Origin of the sequence: Nonomuraea sp. NPDC049419, from assembly GCF_040676995.1 — a bacterium.
Classification (GTDB): Bacteria; Actinomycetota; Actinomycetes; order Streptosporangiales; family Streptosporangiaceae; genus Nonomuraea; species Nonomuraea salmonea.
In genome coordinates this window covers 716,441-734,909 of sequence record NZ_JBFAQB010000003.1, presented here as the reverse complement: position 1 = coordinate 734,909, position 18,469 = coordinate 716,441, and the positions used below count along the sequence as shown (strand labels likewise).

Genomic DNA, 18,469 nt, shown 5'->3' with positions numbered 1-18,469 from the left:
CAATTCTGCCCCGTAGACTCGTGTTTCATGACGACACTGCTCCAGCCAGGGCGAGTTTCGCCCATGCGAAAGGTTCCCGCCCACATCGAGCGGCCGGAGTACGTCGGCAAGAAGCGCCCCAAGACCGGCGAGTCCGACGTGAAGACCCCCGAGATCATCGAGCGGATGCGCGTGGCGGGCAGGATCGCCGCCCAGGCTCTCGAGGAGGTCGGCAGAAACGTCCGGCCGGGCGTCACCACCGACGAGCTCGACAGGATCGGCCACGAGTTCCTCCTCGACCACGGCGCCTACCCCAGCACGCTGGGCTACAAGGGCTATCCGAAGTCGCTGTGCACCTCGATCAACGAGGTCATCTGCCACGGCATCCCCGACGACACCGTGCTGCGGGACGGCGACATCGTCAACGTCGACATCACCGCCTACATCGGCGGCGTCCACGGCGACACCGACGCGACGTTCCTGGTCGGAGAGGTCGACGAGGAGTCGCGGCTGCTGGTCGAGCGCACCCGCGAGTCGATGATGCGGGCCATCAAGGCCGTCGCGCCGGGCCGCCAGCTCAACGTCGTGGGCCGCGTCATCGAGGCGTACGCCAAGCGCTTCGGCTACGGCGTCGTGCGCGACTTCACCGGCCACGGCATCGGCTCCACCTTCCACTCCGGCCTCATGGTGCCCCACTACGACGACCCGTCGCTGCGGGTGGAGCTGGTGCCGGGCATGACGTTCACCATCGAGCCGATGCTGACGCTGGGCACGATCGAATACGAGATCTGGCCCGACAAGTGGACGGCGGTGACGAAGGACCGCAAGCGTACGGCCCAGTTCGAGCACACGATCGTGGTCACCGACACCGGCAGCGAGATCCTCACCCTGCCCTGACCTGACCCGCCCCGTCACTCGGGCGGGGCGGTCAGGGGCGCGAGGCCGGCACCACGCCGGACACCGTGGTGCCCTCGCCGAGCACGCTGTTGACCGACAGACTCCCCCCGGCCTCGGCGAACGCCGCCCGCATGCGGGCGATGCCGCCCCCGGGCCCCGACGCGATGAAGCCCTGCCCGTCGTCGCTGACGGTCATGCGCAGCCCGCTCCTGCCCACCGTCACGGCGATGGACACCGTGCGAGCCCTGCTGTGCCGCTCGACGTTGGACAGCGCCTCACGCAAGGTGGCCATGACGCAGCTGGAGACGCCTGACGGCACGTCGGTCGCCGGCAGCGCCCAGGTCTCCACTGCGATCCCGGTGCGCTCCGACCACTCGGCGAGGCAGCTCTCCAGCGCCTCGGCCAGGCTCTGCCCCCCGCGCATCCGTGTCTCTTCCGACAATGGTCATCGCCTTTCTCGGCACCCCGGGCCACCACGCCGGTCCCCACTCCGGCGCTCCCGTCAACGCGGTGCGCATCCCCCCTCAAGGCCACGCACGCTGCCTGACGGGGTTATACCCGTCTCCCCTGGGAGAAAGGCTACCCGCCGGTCGATGGGCTTGTAGTGGGAAGGTAGAAGGCCATGTCCGATCGGCTACGCACCCGAGGCCGGCGCCCCTATTCGCCCTTGTCTGCCCTGTCAGCCTTGTCGGCCCTGTCTGCCCTGTCGGCCTTGTCAGCGCGGTTGAGGCGGGCGAGGTAGGCGTTGTAGGAGTCGAGCTCGGGGTCGCCCGCGCCGGCGCGGTCGGCCCTGCGGTCGGCGCGGCGGGCCTGCCGGTCGTCGTCCTGGTACCACTGCACGGCGATGGCCAGCAGCACGATGAGCGTCGGGATCTCGCCGAAGCCCCACGCGATGGCGCCGCCGTCGCGCTGGGTCTGCAGCAGGGTGTCGCCCCAGGTGCGGCCGAGCTGCTCGTACCAGCCGGACGCGATCACGGTGCCCATCATCATCAGCGCGATGCCGAAGAAGGCGTGGAACGGCATGGTGACGAACAGCATCAGCAGCCGCCCGACGTGCGGCAGCCGGTTGGGGCCCGGGTCGACGCCGATGATCACCCAGAAGAACAGCGCGCCGCTGAGCAGGAAGTGCAGGGTCATCCAGATGTGGCCGAGGTGCTCGTTCATGGCCGACTCGAACAGCGGCGTGAAGTAGAGCGCGTACGTGGACGCGACGAAGATCGCCGTGGCGACCACGGGATGCGTGATGACCTTGGTGAACCGGCTGTGCAGGATCGTGGTGATCCACTCGCGCGGCCCCCTGTCGCCCCTCCTGGCGGCCGGTTTGAGCGCGCGCAGGGCCAGCGTGACGGGCCCGCCGAGGACCAGGAAGATCGGCACCACCATCGACAGCGTCATGTGCTCGATCATGTGGATGTCGAACATGACCTTGGCGTAGCGGGCCAGCCCGCTCTGGGTGGCGAACACCAGCAGGGCGACGCCGACGTACCAGGAGGCGGCGCGCCCCCACGACCAGGTGTCGCCGCGCCGCCGCAGGCGGATCACGCCGAGCGCGTAGAGGCCGGCCAGCACGGCGGCCACCACGGCGAAGAACAGGTCGAACCACCACAGGGTGAACACGTTGCCCAGCGTGAGGGCGGGCGGCATGGGGAAGCCGAGCAGCTCGTACGCCCGGTCGGCCGGGATGCTGAAGTCGGGCGGCGGCGTCCGCGACAGCGCCACGGCCACGCCGATGGTGGCGAACATGAGCACGGTCTCGCCGCCGGCCAGCCGGGTGAACGCCCGGGGCTTGCCCGCCTTGAGGTCGGCCAGCGTGCGCTGGCGGTGCCAGTAACCGACGTAGCCGAGCAGCACGAAGGCCACGATCTTGGCCAGGGCGAGCAGGCCGTACTCGGTGGTCCACAGGTCGGAGACCGCGCCGAGGCGGGCGACCAGGGCGAACACGCCGGACAGCCCCACGCCCGCGTAGCAGAACAGCGCCAGCCGGGAGAAGCGCTCGGCCGCGAGCCCCAGCTGCGGCTGCTTGCGCAGCGCGTGCAGCGCGAGCACGCCGAGCCCGCCCACCCACAGGGCGAGCGAGAGCAGGTGCAGCGCGACCGACGAGGTGGCGAGGTCGTGGTTGGGCGAGGAGGAGGTGTGGCCGGTCAGCGGCGCGGGCAGCATCGTCACCAGCGCGAACACCAGCAGCCCCGCCGCCGCGCCCGCGGTGATCGCGCCGCGCGAGAACAGCGCGATGGCCACCCCGAACAGCACCACGAGCGTCAGCGCGACGCCCTGCGTGGTCTGGGTGGCGTAGCTGGTGAGGATCACGCGGTCGAGGACCTGGGGCAGGGTGCGGCCGATGGTCTCGGCCGCGCCGAACAGGATCGCGAGGAACGCCGCCCCGGCCCAGGTCAGCGCCGCCCACGAGCTGGCCTTGACGTAGTCGACCGCGCTCTTGCCGAGCACGCCCTTGTCGTTGGGCAGCAGCAGGGCGGCCATGAGCAGCAGGCCGACGGTGACGACGCCGGCGGCGTCCATGAGCAGCTTCGAGATCGGCAGCCCCCACCGGACGACCGCGCCGGAGTCGGGCAGCCCTGGGATGATCCTGGGGAACGCCCTGCCGCCCGCGATCATGCCGATGACCAGGGCGGCGACGGCGGCCACCGTGGTCACGAGCGCGAGGCGCACCGATCGGGTCATGGCTGCTTTCTCCGCGCGCTGAGCAGGAAGCCGATGCCGATGCCGACGAGCGCGCCGATGACGACGATCAGCCAGACGGGGAACGTGACGTCCTGCTCGGCCGCGGCCGTGTCGGCCTCGATCGTGGCGTCGCCGCTGGGCGCCGCCGCCGGCTGCTCGGATGACTGCTCAGGCGGGGGCGAGGCCGCGGTCTCGGCGGGCGCGGGCGTCTCACCGGCGGCCCCCGTCGCGGCGTCGGACGCGGCGCCGGACGGCTCGGCGCTGGGAGCGGCCTTTTCCGCGCCCTTCACCCGGAACGGGATCTCCCCCTCGATCGGGTGCCCGTCCGACGACACGACGCGATAGGCGATCGTGTATTTCCCGTCGGGCAGCGGCCCCTTGACCGCCTGCGTCACCACGGCACCGTCGGCCTCGGGCTTGCCGCTCTGATGCTGGGCGTCGCCGTCGCCGCGGACGATGACGAACGGCAGCCGCACCTTGGCGCTGAATTCGAGCCTGATCTCGTCGAGGGACTCCACCTCGGCGTTCTTGGCCGGGCTGCTGCTCTTGAGCGTGTCGTGCGCCAGCGCGGGGGCGGCGGTGCCGAACACGAACAGGGCGGCGGCGAGAATCGCGGTGAGGGCCGCGAGCGGGGATCTGTTCATGGCAACCCCCAGGCTACCGACGCCCCCGCCCGGTCCGGACCCCGCTCCTCGAACCCGGGTCTACAATTCGCCCGCCCGGTCCCTTTCCGGCTCATCCCCGGCCCTAGGGACAGGCCGGGGATGCGGACGGGGGGCGACGGCAACGGCCTCAGAGGCCGGCGCAGGCCAGCGCCCGCTGGTAGGCGTCGATCGCGCCGTCGGTGTCGCCGAGCTGCTCCATCGTCTCGGCCGTGGCGTACCAGTGGGAGGCCGAGCGGCGGGTGTCGGGCAGCGGCTGCAGCCACCGCTCGACGGCGGCGGCGTGCTCGCGGCCCTCCTCCGTCTTGCCGGCGGCGCCGTGGATGCGGCCGAGCAGCAGGTTGGCCTCGGCGCCTGCCACGTGGCCGTATTGGGGCAGCAGGTTGCGGCAGGCCACGGCGTGGCGGGCGGCGTCGTCGAGGTCGTTGCTCATGTATTCGGCGCAGGCCAGCTCGAGGTAGAGGGTGGCCTGGTCGATGGTGCTGGTCGAGGTCTGCTCGAACTCTTCGATCGCCGAGCGCAGCAGGTTGCGGACGCTCGCCGGGTCCTGGGCGCCGGTGCGCAGCCGGGTGCGGGCGGCCTGCAGGCGCATGCGCGCGGTGTTGCGCGGCTGCCCGTGCTCAAGCTGGACGGCCAGGGCCCGCTCGATGAACGCGACCGCCTCGTCCTGGTGGCCGGTGGCGCGGGCGACGATGGCGGCGTTCCAGTTGGCGGCCACGATGGAGCGCGGGGTGCCCAGGGCGTCGGCGGCGTTGAGCAGCTCGGCGGCGAACTGCCTGGCGCGCAGCATGTCGCCGCGCTCGTAGTAGGCCATGAGCAGGGTGGCGGCCAGCTCGACCCGCTGGTCGGTCCAGGGCTCGCGGGCGTTGCCGATCAGCAGCTGCTCGCCCACCTCGACGGCGAGGTGCAGCTGCTCGCTCTCGCGGTAGGCCCGGCACAGCGCGACGGCCACCTCGAGGGCGCGCTCGGAGGGCAGCTCCTCCTCACGCAGCCGCAGCATGATCGCGATCGCCTCGTCGAGGTCTCCCGCGGCCTCCGTGGCCAGAGCCAGGCCGAACTCGGCTTCTTGACGAAGCGATGTCAAACCTGCCAAGTTACTGTTTCCCAGGAGTTCCGCGAAACGCGTGCGGGCCTCGGCGACCTCGCCGTTCTCGAGTGCCAGCCGCGCGTAGCCGAGGGCCAGCTCGATGTCCTCCATCTGCTCGGCGGTGACACCGTTGATCAGGTAGGACAGCGAGCAGTCCAGTTTCGTGGCCAGCAGCTCCAAGACCGCAGGGGTGGGAGTACGCTTGCCGCTCTCGATCAACGAGACGTAACTGTCCGACAACTCGGGATGTGCCAGCTGAGCCTGAGAAAGGCCGCGTTGCCGCCTAACCGTCTTGATACGGAGTCCGACTAGGTCCGATGTGGTCACAGCTGCCACTCCCTGAGAAGATGAAGTCCGAGCAACCCACATAGGCGAGGGAGAACCCCCATGCGTAAGCGCATTGCCCTGTCAGTCCTGGCCGTCGCGATCGGCGCCGCGGTAGCCCTTGCAGGTAATGTTACGACCGCGAGTGCCTCTACGTCTTCCCTCACGAGCTCCATCACGAGCGCGACCGCCGACGTCGGCTGCTGCTGACGTCACGACGGCGTCGAGGCAGGCCGTCGAGTAAAACGCTCGGGCAGCGCACGATTTCGGGCAGGCACCGCACACGCCTGGCCCGGTCGTCGTGCGGGCACGCGCATAACGCTGGTGTCGGACTCGTGTGGTCCCGTCACCCGCCGGTCGCGCGTCACCGCCTGAGTCACTGATCAGGGGCCCACGTGAATCAATACACACCAGAGACGGCCGGTTGACAAGCTACCGGCCGCATCTACATTCCAGCTACACGTCACGTGGGCCCTCCCCCCTCCCGGCATCGCGATGAGGCTCCCCCCGTGCGTCCCCCCGTGCATCCCTCCGACGATCACCGTGCTCTTCTGGCATCCGGCCTGGTCCTAGGTCTGCTGGGGCCGGTGGTGGGGGTGCGCGACGGCGTGCCGCTCGATCTGGGCCCGCCGCTCCAGCAGGCGATCGCGGCGATGCTCGCCACGCGATCCGGCCGGGTGGTGACCCTGCCGCAGCTCATCGAGGGCCTCTGGGATGACGACCCTCCCCTCAGTGCCCAGCAGAGCGTCTACACCTACGTCGCCGGGCTGCGGCGCGCTTTCGAGCCGGGCCGCGGCCGGCGTGAGCCGCCCCGTACGGTCGTCAAGGCGCCGGGCGGTTACCTCTTACGGCTCGATCCCCTGCGGACCGACGTGCACCTCTTCGCCGCCCGCCTGGAGGCGGCGGACCAGGCCCGCAGGTCCGGCGACCTGCCCTCCGCGTTACACACCCTCGACGAGGCGCTCGCGTTATGGCGCGGCCCGGCGCTCACCGGCGTTCCAGGGCCGTTCGCGGACGGTGAGCGGGCCAGGCTCGACGAGCTCCACGTGCTCGCCGTCGAGGCCAGGGCCGAGGTCCTGACCGGGCTCGGCCGCCCCGAGGACGCGCTGGCCGCGTTGCACGACCTGACCCGCCGCCACCCTCTCCGCGAACGCCCCCGCGAGCTCCTGATGCTGGCCCTGCACGCGTCCGGCCGCCAGGCGGAGGCGCTGCAGGTCTTCGAGGAGGCCAGGCGCGTCCTGGCCGACGAACTGGGCGCCGGCCCCGGCGAGGGCCTGCGCCGCGCCCACCGGCTCGCCCTGACGCCGCCCGAGGAGCCTCCCGCGCCGGCCGGCGGCCGGACGCCCGCCCAGGGTCCCCCGCGCGACGACCGCGGACAGCCGCACCCCACCCGCCCCCGGCAAGCGCCACGCAGCGCGCAGCCCGCCTCTCCCCGGAACGAGCCCGGCGGACAGAGCGGTGCGGAGGGGGCCTCTCCTTCGCGCGAGGGGTTCGTGCCGCGGCAGCTTCCCCGGGCGCTGGCGGGGTTCGTGGGGCGGACGCGGGAGATCGTGCGGCTCAAGTCGTTGCTGGATCCGTGGGGTGAGGAGGCGCCGCATCCGTTCGTGGTGATCTGCGGGGCGCCGGGGGTCGGCAAGTCGACGCTGGCGGTACGGGTCGCCCACGCCGTACGCCACCGCTTCCCCGACGGCCAGCTCTACGTCAACCTGCGCGGCGGCACGCCGAACGTGCCCCGCCCCTCCGCGTACGAGGTGCTGAGCCGGCTGCTGCGCGGCCTGGGCACGCCCGACAACGCGGTGCCCGCCGACGAGGACGAGGCCGCCGCCCTGTTGCGCAGCGCGCTGCACGGCCGCCGGCTGCTCGTGCTCCTCGACGATGCCGCCGGGCTCGCGCAGGTCAGGCCGTTCACGGCGGCGCCGCCCGGCACCACGGTCCTGGTCACGAGCCGGGAGTCCCTGGTGACCGGCGCCGACCGCGCGCAGGTGCGCCTGGGCCCGCTGTCGGACGCCGAGGCCACGGCCATGCTGGCCAAGCTGGCGGGCGCCGACCGGGTGGCCGCCGACCTCGGACAGACCGGCAGGCTGGTCCGGCTGTGCGACGGGTTCCCGCTGGCGCTGCGCATCGCGGGGGCCCGGCTGGCCGACCGTCCCGACTGGAGCGTGGGGGCGCTGACAGAGCGGCTCACCGACGAGCGGCGCAGGCTGCGGGAGCTGGAGGCGGGCGAGCTGGCCGTACGGTCGAGCCTGGCGGCCAGCTGGGCGGCGCTCAGCGGCAGCGCCCGCGAGATCGACGCGGCGGCGGCCCGGCTGCTGGCCCTGCTGGGCCTCCTGCACGTGCCCGACATCACCCTGGAGGCGGCCGCGGCGCTGTCGGGAGGCTCGGAGACCGGCCCGGGGACCGGCCCGGAGACCGACGTGGAGCGGGCGCTTGAGCGCCTGTGCGACGCCCACCTGCTGGAGGCCGGGGAGCCGGGCCGCTACCACCCGCACGACCTGGTGCGGCTGTTCGCGAGCGACCTGCTGCCCGCGGGCGAGCGGACGGTGCCGCTGCTGCGGGCGTTCGGCTTCTACGCCGAGTCGGTCAGGACGGCCGCGCGGACCAGCGACCCGCACCGCGTCCACTGCCTGTATCCGCCGGTCGAGGCGACCGGGCGCTCGTTCCGGGACGCGGCGGAGGCGGACGACTGGCTGCGTACGGAGGAGGCCACGCTGCTGGCCGCCGCGTTCCAGGCCATGGCGGACCCCGACGACGACGTGGCGCGGGCGGGGGCGGCGATCGGCGCGGCGCTGTGGTGGTACCAGCAGAAGTCCTACCGGGTACGTCACCTCGTCGCGACAGGCGAGCGGCTGGTCGCCACCGGCGAGCGTCTGCAGGACCAGGTCATCGCGATGCACGGCCACGCGCACCTGGCGACGGGCCTCTACTTCAAGGGCGACCCCGCCTCCGTCACGCACAACGAGCGGCACCTGGCACTCGCCAAGCGGCTCGGCGACCGCTTCAACGAGCAGCGGGCGCACGGCAACCTGTCCTCCACGCTGCTGAAGTGGGAGCGCTTCGAGGAGGCGCTGGAGCACGCGCTGGCGCAGCGGGCGATCGCCCGCGAGATCGGCTCGGACGTCGGCGAGCGCTACGCGCTGCTCGTGGCCGGGCGGGCCTACCTGGAGCTGGGGCGGTTCGACGAGGCCGCGGAAGTGCTGGAGGAGGGCGCGGCGATGGCGGAGCGGGCGGGCGACCCGCACAGCCGCGTCGAGTTCGCGGTGTGGCAGGGCAGAGCGCTGATCGACATGGGGCGGCTCGACACGGCGTTCTCGGTGCTCAGCGAGACGCTGGAGCCGGCGAGGAGCACGTCTAGGACGACGGAGATGGCGTGCCTGGTGCACCTGACGCGGGTGCACCGCCTGCTGGGGCAGCTCGGCGAGGCCGTGCGGCGCAGCGCGGAGGCGGTGGCGGTGGCCGAGCGGGCGGGCAGCTCGTACTGGCTCGAACGGGCGATCGCCGAGCGCGACGAGGCCGCGTCAGTGCGGCGCCCGGCCCGCACGCGTGGCCGCGGCTGACTCACGGCGGCGGCGCGGTGTCTCTGAGCGCCAGGAAGAAGTCCACGCGGTCGGCCATCGTGGACAGGTCGCGGCCGGTCAGCTCCTCGATCCTGCGTACGCGGTAGCGCACGGTGTTGACGTGCACGTGGAGCTGCTCGGCGCAGGAGTTCCACGAGCCGGCCCGGTCGAGGAAGACGCCGAGCGTGCGTACCAGGTCGGACTGGTGCCTGCGGTCGTAGTCGAGCAGCGGCGACAGCAGCCGGCGGGAGAAGGAGCGGCGCACGTCGGAGGGCACGGTGGCGAGCAGCAGCGCGTGCGTGTAGATCTCGTCGCTGGTGACGACGCCGCCGGCGCGGTCCTCGGCCAGGCGGCGGGCGTGCCCGGCCTCCTCGACGCCGCCCTTGACGGCGGCGGCGCCGGTCAGGGCGCCGCTGAGGCCGACGCACAGGCGGGTGTCCGGCAGCGCGGCCACCACCTCGGCCCCGGCGCGCAGGCGGGCGGCCAGCTCGGCAGCGCCACCCCCGGCGCCACCCCCGGCGCCGCCCGCGGTGCCGCCCTCGATGCCGCCCTGGGTGCCGCTCCCGCTGCCGCCTCCGGTACTGCCCTCGCGCAGGGGCACGACGGCGACCGCGCCGTCGGCGCCGGCCGCGGCGACGATCTCGCGGCCGAGCAGCTCTTCCACGATCCGGCCGCCGAGGGTGGCGGGGTCGGGGCCGCGGGTGGCGCCTGGCCTGACGGCGACGGCGTTGACCACCGCGTACCGCTCCGACGCCCCGATCCCGCAGGTCCGGAGCCTGGCGTTGAGCTCGGCCGGGTCGGCGCCGGCCAGCGCGGCGACGATGAGCTGCTCGGCCAGGCGGCGCTCGACGCGGCGGCCCTCCTCGACGCGGCTGCGTTCGAGCCCGACGCAGGCGGCCAGCTCGTAGCCGACGTCGGCCCGGTCCATCAGGTCACCGTCGCAGGCCAGCGCCCAGCCGGCGGCGCGGTGTCCGCGTCCGACGGCGAAGATCGTGTGCCTCCCGGCCAGGACGGGCAGCCGGGGCGCGGTCAGGTACGTCGTGGCCAGGCCCACGGGATCGTCGGCCGCGCCCACCACGACCTCGCCCGACGCGGACAGGACGGCGCCGGTGACGCCCAGCTCGGCGGCGGTCAGCTCGAACAACTCGGCCAGCCCGGCGCCCTCGGCGAGCGCGGCGACGAGCCTGCGGTGGCGGCCGAGCGCGTCGCGCGCGTCGCCGGCCTGCCGGCGCGCCGCCAGCTCGGCCAGCGTGCGGAACGACACCTCGACGGGCACCTCCAGCAGCGGCAGCCCGGCCCGCTCGCAGGCGGCGACCAGGTCGCCCGGCACGTGGCCGAGCAGCGCCTGCCCGGCGCCCAGAGCGGCGACGCCCGACTCGGCCAGCGCCGCCACGAACCGGTCGGAGTCGCCCGGCTCGCGCCACCAGGTCAGCCCGGTCAGCACCAGCTCGCCGCCGGCGAGGTAGCGGCCCGGCTCGGGCAGGTCGGTGACGTACACGCCGGCGAACTCACGGGCGGGGTCGCCGGCGAGCAGGGTCAGGCGCAGGTCCTCGATGGCCAGCAGGTCGGAGAGGCGCACCTGTAGGAATGTACAAGGCGGGCAGGACAACCGCTGACCGACATTTCACGTCGTGCGCATAGGAGGGGCCGGGCGGCCGGTGCTCTACTCGGAGGATGACGCAGACGGCTGACGAGAGGGCCGGCGCGATCCTGCACGGGATCGGCGCGAGCGCGCGGCGGCCCGACGCCACACTGAAGGTGACCGGCGAGTTCGCCTACGCCTCCGACCTGTGGCTGGAGGGCATGGTGTGGGGCGCGACGCTGCGCAGCCCGCACCCGTCGGCGTGGATCCGCTCGATCGACGCAGGCCCCGCGCTGCGGATGCCGGGCGTGCGCGCGGTGCTGACGCACGAGGACGTGCCGGGCGCGAAGTACTTCGGGCTGGAGCACAAGGACCAGCCGGTGCTGGCCATCGACGAGGTCCGCTACCAGGGCGAGCCGGTGGCGCTGGTGGCGGCCGACCATCCGGAGACGGCGCGCAGGGCCGCGGCGGCGATCGAGGTCGTCTACGAGGTCCGACCCGCGGTGACCGACCCGCGCGAGTCGCGGCGGTTCGTCCGCCACCAGCCGGTACGCCGCGGCGACACGTTCGAGGCGGAGGTCGTGGTCCGCGGCGAGTACGAGGTCGGCATGCAGGACCAGGCGTTCCTGGGCCCCGAGGCGGGTCTCGCGGTGCCGGCCGAGGACGGCGGCGTCGACCTGTTCATCGCCACCCAGTGGCTGCACGTGGACCGCGACCAGCTCGCGCCCTGCCTGGGCCTGCCGCCGGAGAAGGTCCGGCTGACGCTGTCCGGGGTCGGCGGCGCGTTCGGGGCCCGCGAGGACCTGTCGATGCAGATCCACGCCTGCATGCTGGCCCTGCGGCTGAACCGCCCGGTCAAGATCTCCTACGGCCGCGAGGAGTCGTTCTTCGGCCACGTGCACCGCCATCCGGCGCGGATGCGCTACGAGCACGGCGCCACCCGCGACGGCCGGCTGGTCTACGTCAAGGCGGACATCCTGCTGGACGGCGGCGCGTACTGCTCGTCCTCGCTCGCGGTGGTGGGCAACGCGGCGTCGCTGGGGGTGGGGCCGTACGAGGTGCCGAACGTGCACGTCGACGCCACCGGCGTCTACACCAACAACCCGCCGTGCGGCGCGATGCGCGGCTTCGGCGCGGTGCAGGCGTGCTACGCCTACGAGTCGCAGATGGACCTGCTCGCGCAGGCGTGCGGGCTGTCGCCGGTCGAGATCAGGATGCGCAACGCGGTCTCCCAGGGCTCGCGGCTGGCGACCGGGCAGGTGATCGACGCGCCGGCCCCGCTGGCGGACATGCTGAAGCGGCTGGAGTCGATGCCGCTGCCGCCGGAGCGCACGGACGCCGACCTGCGGTCGCTGCCCGGCGGCGTCTCGCAGACCACGCATGGCGAGTCCGTGCGGCGCGGCGTCGGCTACGGCGTGGGGATCAAGAACATCTGCTTCTCCGAGGGCTTCGACGACTACTCGACCGCGCGGGTGCGGGCCGAGCTGGTCGGCGGCGAGCCGCACGTCACCGTGCACACGGCGGCGGCCGAGGTGGGTCAGGGACTGGTGACCGTGCAGGCGCAGATCGCGCGCACCGAGCTGGGGGTCGCGAACGTCACCGTGGCCACGGCCGACACCTCGGTCGGTTCGGCGGGCTCGTCGTCGGCGTCGCGGCAGTCGTACGTGACGGGCGGCGCGGTCAGGGCGGCCTGCCAGGCCGTGCGCGAGCGGTTCCAGGGACTGCCGGCGAAGGAGGCGCTTGAGCGGTTCGGGCCGATCGAGGAGACGCGGGAGTACCGGCACCGGCCGACGTACCCGCTGGACCCGGTCACCGGGCAGGGCGACTCGCACACGCAGCTCGCGCTGTGCGTGCACCGGGCGGTCGTGGACGTGGACGTCGAGCTGGGCCTGGCCAAGGTGGTCGAGCTGGCCGCGGTGCAGGACGTGGGGCGCATCATGAACCCGCAGGCGCTGGAGGGCCAGATCCACGGCGGCACGGCTCAGGGGCTCGGGCTGGCGCTGATGGAGGAGATCCAGGTGCGGGACGGGCGGGTGCTGAACCCGTCGTTCACCGACTACCTCATCCCCACGATCCTCGACATGCCGCCCATGAAGCTGGAGATCCTGGAAAATGCCGACCCGGCGGCCCCGTACGGGCTGCGCGGCGCCGGTGAGCCGCCCACGCTCTCCTCCACCCCGGCCGTCGCCGCCGCCGTCAGAGCGGCCACGGGGCTTCGGTTGACTCGCGTTCCCATCAGGCCGGAAGATATCGCCTTGTCCGAATGACGGCTCGACAAGGGGGCATTTCATGGCAAGCGCGCGCGAGGCGGCCGAGGCGGAGTTCCGGCGCTTCGACACCGACGGCGACGGCCTGCTGACCGCCGAGGAGATCAGGAAGGCCAACGAGGCGCTGGGCGGGCAGGGCGCCTCCGAGAGCGAGATCGAGGCGTTCGTCTCCTCCGCCGACAGCGACGGCGACGGCTCCATCAAGCTGGAGGAGTTCATCGCGCTGGTCGGTCACGGCCGCCACGAGAAGGCGTGATCTCACCCGCCGCCGGGTAGCAACCGGGCACTCCCCCGTCGATCACGAGGGAGTGGTGCCGGTGCTCGACAGGTTCTTCGAGCTGACCGGGCGGGGAAGCACCGTCGGCCGCGAGGTGCGTGGTGGTCTGACCACGTTCATGGCGATGGCCTACATCATCCTGCTCAACCCGATCATCCTGGCCGGCGCGAGGGACGTCACCGGTGCCCGGCTGTCCATCGTGGAGCTGACCACCTCCACGGCCCTGGCCGCCGCGATCTCGACGCTGCTGATGGCGTTCGTCGGCAACGCGCCCTTCGGGCTCGCGGCCGGGCTCGGACTCAACGCCGTGGTCGCCTACCAGGCCGCCCCGCGCATGACCTGGCCCGAGGCCATGGGTCTGGTGGTGCTCGAAGGCGTCGTCATCATCGTGCTGGCCGTGACGGGGCTGCGTACGCTGATCATGAACGCGATCCCGCTGGCGCTCAAGCACGCGATCAGCGTGGGGATCGGGCTGTTCATCGCGCTCATCGGGCTCGTGGACGCCGGTTTCGTCGCGCCGGGCTCCGGCACGCCCGTGCAGCTCGGCGCCACGGGCCACCTCACGGGCTGGCCTGTCGCGGTGTTCAGCTTCGGCCTGCTGCTGATGATCCTGCTGTACGTGCGCAGGGTCCCCGCCGCCATCCTCATCAGCATCGCGATCACCGCGCTGCTCGCCATCATCGTCAACGAGACGGCCACGGTCGAGCCGGGCGCGTGGGGCGTGGTCACGCCGCGCCTGCCCGAGTCCTTGATCGCCGCCCCCGACTTCGGGCTGGCCGGGCGGTTCGACCTGTTCGGCGGGTTCGCCACCGCCGGTGCGCTGACGGCCACGGTCGTGCTGTTCACGCTGGTGCTGTCGGGGTTCTTCGACGCGATGGGCACGATCATCGGCGTCAGCGACGAGGCCGGGATGGTGGACGACAAGGGCCGGGTGCCCAGGCTGGGCCGCATCCTCACGGTGGACGGCGTGGCCGGCGTGGTGGGCGGCACGGTCAGCTCCTCGGCCAACACCGTCTTCGTCGAGTCGGCGGCCGGTGTCGGCGAGGGGGCGCGTACCGGGCTCGCCAGCGTGGTGACCGGCGCGCTGATGGGGCTGACGCTGCTGTTCACGCCGCTCGCCGGAGTGGTGCCCGCCGCTGCCGCCGCGCCCGCGCTGGTGCTGGTCGGCGCGCTCATGATGACGCAGAGCAGGAACGTGCCCTGGGACGACCTGGAGCTGGCCGTGCCGGCGTTCCTGACCATCGCGCTGATGCCGTTCACGTACTCGATCACCAACGGCGTGGGGGCAGGGGTGATCGTCTACACGCTCATCAAGGCCGTCAGGGGGCGGTTCTCGCAGATCCCGGTGCTGCTCTGGATCGTCTCGCTGGTCTTCTTCGCCTACTTCGCCATCGACTGGCTGCAGGAGCTGTTCGCCTAGCGGTTGTCGGCGCTGTTGCAGGCCACGCCGTTGCCGTCGAGGTCGGTGTACCAGGCGTACTCCTCGTGGCGGCCCTTGTGGTAGGGGCCGTAGCCGGCCGCCACGGCCTCCTTGCAGCTCGGGAAGCGCTTGTCGGGGACCCGGCCGGAGACGCCCGTCTGCTGGGCGCCGGGCTGCGTCTGGCCCGTGCCGGTCTGGGTCTGGCCCGTGCCGGTCTGGGTCTGGCCCGTACCGGTCTGGGTCTGGCCCGTACCGGTCTGGGTCTGGCCCGGTTGCGTCTGGTTCGTGCCGGGAGGCGTCTGCTGCGTCCCAGGCGGCGTCTGCTGCTGGGTGCCGGGGTCCGTCGGGCCGGGGGACGCCGGGTCCGTGGGGGCGCCGGTCGGGGAGCTGCCGAGCATGCGGGCCACCAGCGACTCGGCGTCCTCCTTGGTGAAGCCCGCGATGCTGATGCTGTCGCCCTCCATCGGCTGGGTGACGATGGGCGCGGCCAGCACCGTCTTGGGCTGGTCGGCCTGCTCGGGCGCCAGCACGATCGCCACCTGCCGCTGGTCGAGCGCCAGCTCGTCGACCAGCTCCATCAGCCGCTCCTTGAACGCCGGCGCGACCGCGATGCGGACGGAGTATTGGCCGTCGCGCTCGCGCAGCGGCTCGATGCGCTGCACCGACTGCACCGTGATGCCGTCTTCGAGGAGGTAGCAGGTGGTCCGGGCGCTGTCGAGGACGGCCGGGTCGCCCGGGCAGGGCGCGGGCTTGGTCTCGGTGACGGGCGCGAAGTGGATCGGCACCGCGAGATGCTGCGGCGGCTTGCCGCCTAACAGCGGCGTGTCAGGATTTTGCGTCATCAGGACGGCGACCGTCCCGAGCACGCCCGCGACGAGCACGACGAGGACGAGCGACACGATCAGCACGATGGTGGTGAGTCTGCTGGCCTTCGGCTCCCCCGGATCCGCGATCGGCGGCTCTTCCGGCTTGTCCATCGATGACGTTCCCATCCTGACGGCCCATTCTGACGGGTCGGGCTGCGGGTGAGCCTATCGAGAGGAAGCCACACCGGGGTAATCAAGCGGATGTTCCACGCCGAACCGGGGGAAGGGAGCAAGAATGGGGGCAGGATCGCACGTTCGGCGAAAGAGTTGCGCAATGAAGGTCGGAGTGCCGCGAGAGGTCAAGAACAGCGAGTATCGAGTGGCGCTGACCCCGGCCGGGGTGCACGAGCTCGTCCGCCACGGGCACCAGGTGTTCGTGGAGCGCGACGCGGGTGCCGGGTCCGCCATTCCCGACGAGCAGTACACCGCGGCGGGCGCCGTCCTGGTGCCCGAGCCCGACGAGCTGTGGGGCGAGGCCGACCTGGTGATGAAGGTCAAGGAGCCGGAGCCCGAGGAGTACCACCGGCTGCGCAAGGGGCAGGTGCTGTTCACGTACCTGCATCTGGCCGCCTCGCGCGGCTGCACGCGGGCGCTGCTCGAGTCGGGGTGCACCGCCATCGCGTACGAGACCGTGCAGGCGCCGGGCGGCGCGCTGCCGCTGCTCGCGCCCATGTCGGAGGTGGCGGGACGGCTGGCCGCGCAGGTCGGCGCCTACCACCTGATGCGCTCGTCGGGCGGCAGGGGCGTGCTGATGGGCGGCGTGCCGGGCGTGCACGCGGCGCACGTCGTGGTGATCGGCGCAGGGGTGTCCGGCATGAACGCCGCCGCCGTCGCCCTCGGCATGCAGGCCGAGGTGCTGCTGCTCGACAAGAACATCGACAAGCTGCGCCAGGCCGACCTCATCTACCAGGGGCACTGCCAGACCGTGGCGTCCAACACGTTCGAGATCGAGCGGGCCGTGCTGGAGGCCGACCTGGTCATCGGCGCGGTGCTGGTGCCGGGCGCGAAGGCGCCGAAGCTGGTGAGCAACGACCTGGTGCGCCGGATGAAGCCGGGCTCGGTGCTGGTGGACGTCTCGATCGACCAGGGGGGCTGCTTCGAGGACTCGCGGCCGACCACGCACGAGGAGCCCACCTACCGGGTGCACGACTCGATCTTCTACTGCGTGGCCAACATGCCGGGAGCGGTGCCGCACACCTCGACGTTCGCGCTGACGAACGTGACGCTGCCGTACGCGCTGGCCATCGCCGACCAGGGCTGGCAGCGGGCGATGGGCGCCGACCCCGCGCTCGCGCTGGGCCTGAACACGCACGAGGGCCGTCTCACCAGCCGCCCGGTCGCGCAGGCGCACGGGCTGGAGTGGACGGCCCTCGACGAGGTGCTCGGGTGAAGCCGCTTACTGCTGGGACTCGCTGGGCGACGGCGCCAGGGTCTCCATCGGCGTCTGCTGCTGGCCGGTGGGCTCGGGCGGCAGCGGGGCCTGGTCGGCGGTCGTGGTGATCGCGTCGGGGCCACCGCAGGTGGCGCCGGGCTCAGGCGTGTCGGGGCCGTTCTGGTAGCGCTTGATGAACGCCACGAGCTTGGGGTCCGCCGGGTCGGTCAGCTTGAGCTGGTGGCCCCAGGAGGACACCACGATCGGCGCCGGCAGGTTGGGGAACGGGCTCATCAGCATGTAGTCCTGCTGGCCCGTCGAGCCCGCGACCTCCTTGAGCTTGTCGACCTGAGCCTTGGCGAGGTCGGGGCGGTAGGTGATCCAGACCGCGCCGTGCTCCAGCGAGTGCACCGCGTGCTCGCTGTGGATCGGCTTGTCGTAGACGGCGCACTGCTGCCAGTAGTTGTTGTGCTCGCCGCCCACCGGCGGCGTCTCCTTGTACGAGACCGTGTTCCAGACGTGCTGGCCGGCGTCGTACTTGGCGCTCGTCACCGCGTCGAGCGAGGTCTCCTGGGCGCGTTTGACGAGGTAGAAGCCGACCACGCCGACGAGCACCACGATGATGAGCCCGCCTGTGCCCCACATGAGCAGCGCTGCGCGGCGCTGCTTGCGCCGCTGCTCGGCCCGCATCTTCTGCAGATGCTCGCGCCGCGCCTGCGCCTTCTCCTTCGTCATCGTTCCTCCATCGGCGTACCAACTCCGGGTCACCCTATGCCCTCCGGGCGTATGTGGAGAATAAGGCCCGCATAAGCATGCGATCACAGCTCCGCGCGCAGGTGGGTACGCTGGACGGGCCATGGAAAAGCCCGTGAGGAAACCCGTCCTGATCATCTGCGGTGTGCTGGTGCTCGCCGCGGCCGCGTTCCTGCTGTTCGGCCGTTCCGGCACGCCGGGCGACACCTCGCCCGAGGCCGGGTTCGCCCGCGACATGGCCGCGCATCACGCGCAGGCCGTCGACATGGCGTTCACGATCAGGGACAAGGGGCCCGCCAAAGAGATCTCCAGTCTGGCCTTCGACATCATCAACACCCAGGCCAACCAGCGGGGCATGTTCCTCGGCTGGTTGCAGCAGTGGGGGCTGAGCCAGGCCACCGACCAGCGGCCGATGGCCTGGATGAGCGGCCACGGCCACAACGCCGCCGCCGTGCCCGGGCTCCAGGGAGGCCTGATGCCCGGCATGGCCTCCACGCAGGAGCTGACGCAGCTCAAGCAGGCTCAGGGGCAGCAGGCCGAGGTGCTGTTCCTGCAGCTCATGATCCGCCACCATGAGGGCGGGGTGCAGATGGCCGAGGGGCTGCGGCAGCTGTCCACGCGCAGCGAGGTCGTCGGCATGGCCCAGAAGATCATCGACGGGCAGACCGGGGAGATCAAGCTGATGACCGACCTGCTCGCCAAGCGGGGCGCCCAGCCCCTTCCCTCGATACTGAAGCCGCAGTAGGCGCG

General features: G+C 72.3%; 14 protein-coding genes. 7 read left to right on the top strand and 7 right to left on the bottom strand.

Annotated elements, in window-relative coordinates:
• Positions 1 to 27 precede the first annotated feature (27 nt).
• Entirely contained in the window at positions 28 to 876 is an 849-nt protein-coding gene (map, locus tag AB0K12_RS13315) for a type I methionyl aminopeptidase (protein WP_364559466.1), read from the top strand.
• A 31-nt stretch (positions 877 to 907) separates the two neighbouring features.
• Here map and AB0K12_RS13310 read toward each other — a convergent pair whose 3' ends face one another.
• From AB0K12_RS13310 to AB0K12_RS13295, 4 genes are all read right to left on the bottom strand, one after another.
• A complete protein-coding gene (locus tag AB0K12_RS13310) occupies positions 908 to 1,300 on the bottom strand; it encodes an ATP-binding protein (RefSeq protein WP_364559463.1) in 393 nt (130 codons plus the stop codon).
• 233 nt (positions 1,301 to 1,533) lie between these two features.
• A complete protein-coding gene (locus AB0K12_RS13305; RefSeq protein ID WP_364559460.1) occupies positions 1,534 to 3,555 on the bottom strand; it encodes a cytochrome c oxidase assembly protein in 2,022 nt (673 codons plus the stop codon).
• Positions 3,552 to 4,199, bottom strand: coding sequence for a copper resistance CopC family protein (locus AB0K12_RS13300; protein ID WP_364559458.1), 648 nt, complete (start codon positions 4,197 to 4,199; stop codon positions 3,552 to 3,554). The genes AB0K12_RS13305 and AB0K12_RS13300 overlap by 4 nt, the downstream gene beginning before the upstream one ends.
• A 148-nt stretch (positions 4,200 to 4,347) precedes the next feature.
• Positions 4,348 to 5,673, bottom strand: coding sequence for a helix-turn-helix transcriptional regulator (locus AB0K12_RS13295; protein WP_364559455.1), 1,326 nt, complete (start codon positions 5,671 to 5,673; stop codon positions 4,348 to 4,350).
• 464 nt (positions 5,674 to 6,137) lie between these two features.
• On the opposite strand from AB0K12_RS13295, the gene AB0K12_RS13290 reads away from it, so the two are divergent.
• Complete coding sequence (locus AB0K12_RS13290) at positions 6,138 to 9,182, top strand: BTAD domain-containing putative transcriptional regulator (RefSeq protein ID WP_364559452.1); 3,045 nt, start codon at positions 6,138 to 6,140, stop codon at positions 9,180 to 9,182.
• A gap of 1 nt (position 9,183) precedes the next feature.
• Here the strand turns inward: AB0K12_RS13290 and AB0K12_RS13285 are convergent, their stop codons facing one another.
• Positions 9,184 to 10,761: a helix-turn-helix domain-containing protein gene (locus tag AB0K12_RS13285; protein WP_364559449.1), complete on the bottom strand. Its 1,578-nt coding sequence runs from the start codon at positions 10,759 to 10,761 to the stop codon at positions 9,184 to 9,186.
• A gap of 95 nt (positions 10,762 to 10,856) precedes the next feature.
• Between AB0K12_RS13285 and AB0K12_RS13280 the strand changes: the two genes are divergently transcribed.
• From AB0K12_RS13280 to AB0K12_RS13270, 3 genes are all read left to right on the top strand, one after another.
• The gene (locus AB0K12_RS13280; RefSeq protein WP_364559447.1) at positions 10,857 to 13,031 is read left to right on the top strand and encodes a molybdopterin cofactor-binding domain-containing protein; all 2,175 of its coding nucleotides are present in this window, start codon (positions 10,857 to 10,859) and stop codon (positions 13,029 to 13,031) included.
• Positions 13,032 to 13,053: 22 nt separating this feature from the next.
• Positions 13,054 to 13,287 carry an EF-hand domain-containing protein gene (locus tag AB0K12_RS13275; protein WP_364559444.1) on the top strand — a complete coding sequence of 78 codons (234 nt, stop codon included), beginning with the start codon at positions 13,054 to 13,056 and terminating at the stop codon, positions 13,285 to 13,287.
• A gap of 61 nt (positions 13,288 to 13,348) precedes the next feature.
• Positions 13,349 to 14,728 carry an NCS2 family permease gene (locus tag AB0K12_RS13270; protein WP_364559442.1) on the top strand — a complete coding sequence of 460 codons (1,380 nt, stop codon included), beginning with the start codon at positions 13,349 to 13,351 and terminating at the stop codon, positions 14,726 to 14,728.
• On the opposite strand, the gene AB0K12_RS13265 is transcribed toward AB0K12_RS13270, so the two are convergent.
• Positions 14,725 to 15,705, bottom strand: coding sequence for an excalibur calcium-binding domain-containing protein (locus AB0K12_RS13265; protein WP_364559439.1), 981 nt, complete (start codon positions 15,703 to 15,705; stop codon positions 14,725 to 14,727). The two genes, AB0K12_RS13270 and AB0K12_RS13265, sit on opposite strands and share 4 nt — an antisense overlap.
• 163 nt (positions 15,706 to 15,868) lie before the next feature.
• Here AB0K12_RS13265 and ald point away from each other — a divergent pair, with 163 nt between their 5' ends.
• On the top strand, positions 15,869 to 16,984 hold the full coding sequence (gene ald / locus AB0K12_RS13260; RefSeq protein ID WP_364559437.1) for an alanine dehydrogenase: 1,116 nt from the start codon (positions 15,869 to 15,871) through the stop codon (positions 16,982 to 16,984).
• Between the two features lie 6 nt (positions 16,985 to 16,990).
• Here the strand turns inward: ald and AB0K12_RS13255 are convergent, their stop codons facing one another.
• Positions 16,991 to 17,701, bottom strand: a complete 711-nt coding sequence (locus tag AB0K12_RS13255) for a DUF3105 domain-containing protein (RefSeq protein ID WP_364559434.1) — start codon at positions 17,699 to 17,701, stop codon at positions 16,991 to 16,993.
• Between the two features lie 133 nt (positions 17,702 to 17,834).
• On the opposite strand from AB0K12_RS13255, the gene AB0K12_RS13250 reads away from it, so the two are divergent.
• Positions 17,835 to 18,464, top strand: coding sequence for a DUF305 domain-containing protein (locus tag AB0K12_RS13250; RefSeq protein WP_364559431.1), 630 nt, complete (start codon positions 17,835 to 17,837; stop codon positions 18,462 to 18,464).
• Positions 18,465 to 18,469: the final 5 nt, after the last annotated feature.

Bases quoted from the DNA above. Each gene is read 5' to 3' on its own strand.
- ald (WP_364559437.1), top strand. From the start codon at position 15,869: ATGAAGGTCGGAGTGCCGCGAGAGGTCAAGAACAGCGAGTATCGAGTG.
- AB0K12_RS13295 (WP_364559455.1), bottom strand. From the start codon at position 5,673: ATGTGGGTTGCTCGGACTTCATCTTCTCAGGGAGTGGCAGCTGTGACC.
- AB0K12_RS13255 (WP_364559434.1), bottom strand. From the start codon at position 17,701: ATGACGAAGGAGAAGGCGCAGGCGCGGCGCGAGCATCTGCAGAAGATG.
- AB0K12_RS13275 (WP_364559444.1), top strand. From the start codon at position 13,054: ATGGCAAGCGCGCGCGAGGCGGCCGAGGCGGAGTTCCGGCGCTTCGAC.
- map (WP_364559466.1), top strand. From the start codon at position 28: ATGACGACACTGCTCCAGCCAGGGCGAGTTTCGCCCATGCGAAAGGTT.
- AB0K12_RS13305 (WP_364559460.1), bottom strand. From the start codon at position 3,555: ATGACCCGATCGGTGCGCCTCGCGCTCGTGACCACGGTGGCCGCCGTC.
- AB0K12_RS13310 (WP_364559463.1), bottom strand. From the start codon at position 1,300: ATGCGCGGGGGGCAGAGCCTGGCCGAGGCGCTGGAGAGCTGCCTCGCC.
- AB0K12_RS13265 (WP_364559439.1), bottom strand. From the start codon at position 15,705: ATGGACAAGCCGGAAGAGCCGCCGATCGCGGATCCGGGGGAGCCGAAG.
- AB0K12_RS13300 (WP_364559458.1), bottom strand. From the start codon at position 4,199: ATGAACAGATCCCCGCTCGCGGCCCTCACCGCGATTCTCGCCGCCGCC.
- AB0K12_RS13280 (WP_364559447.1), top strand. From the start codon at position 10,857: ATGACGCAGACGGCTGACGAGAGGGCCGGCGCGATCCTGCACGGGATC.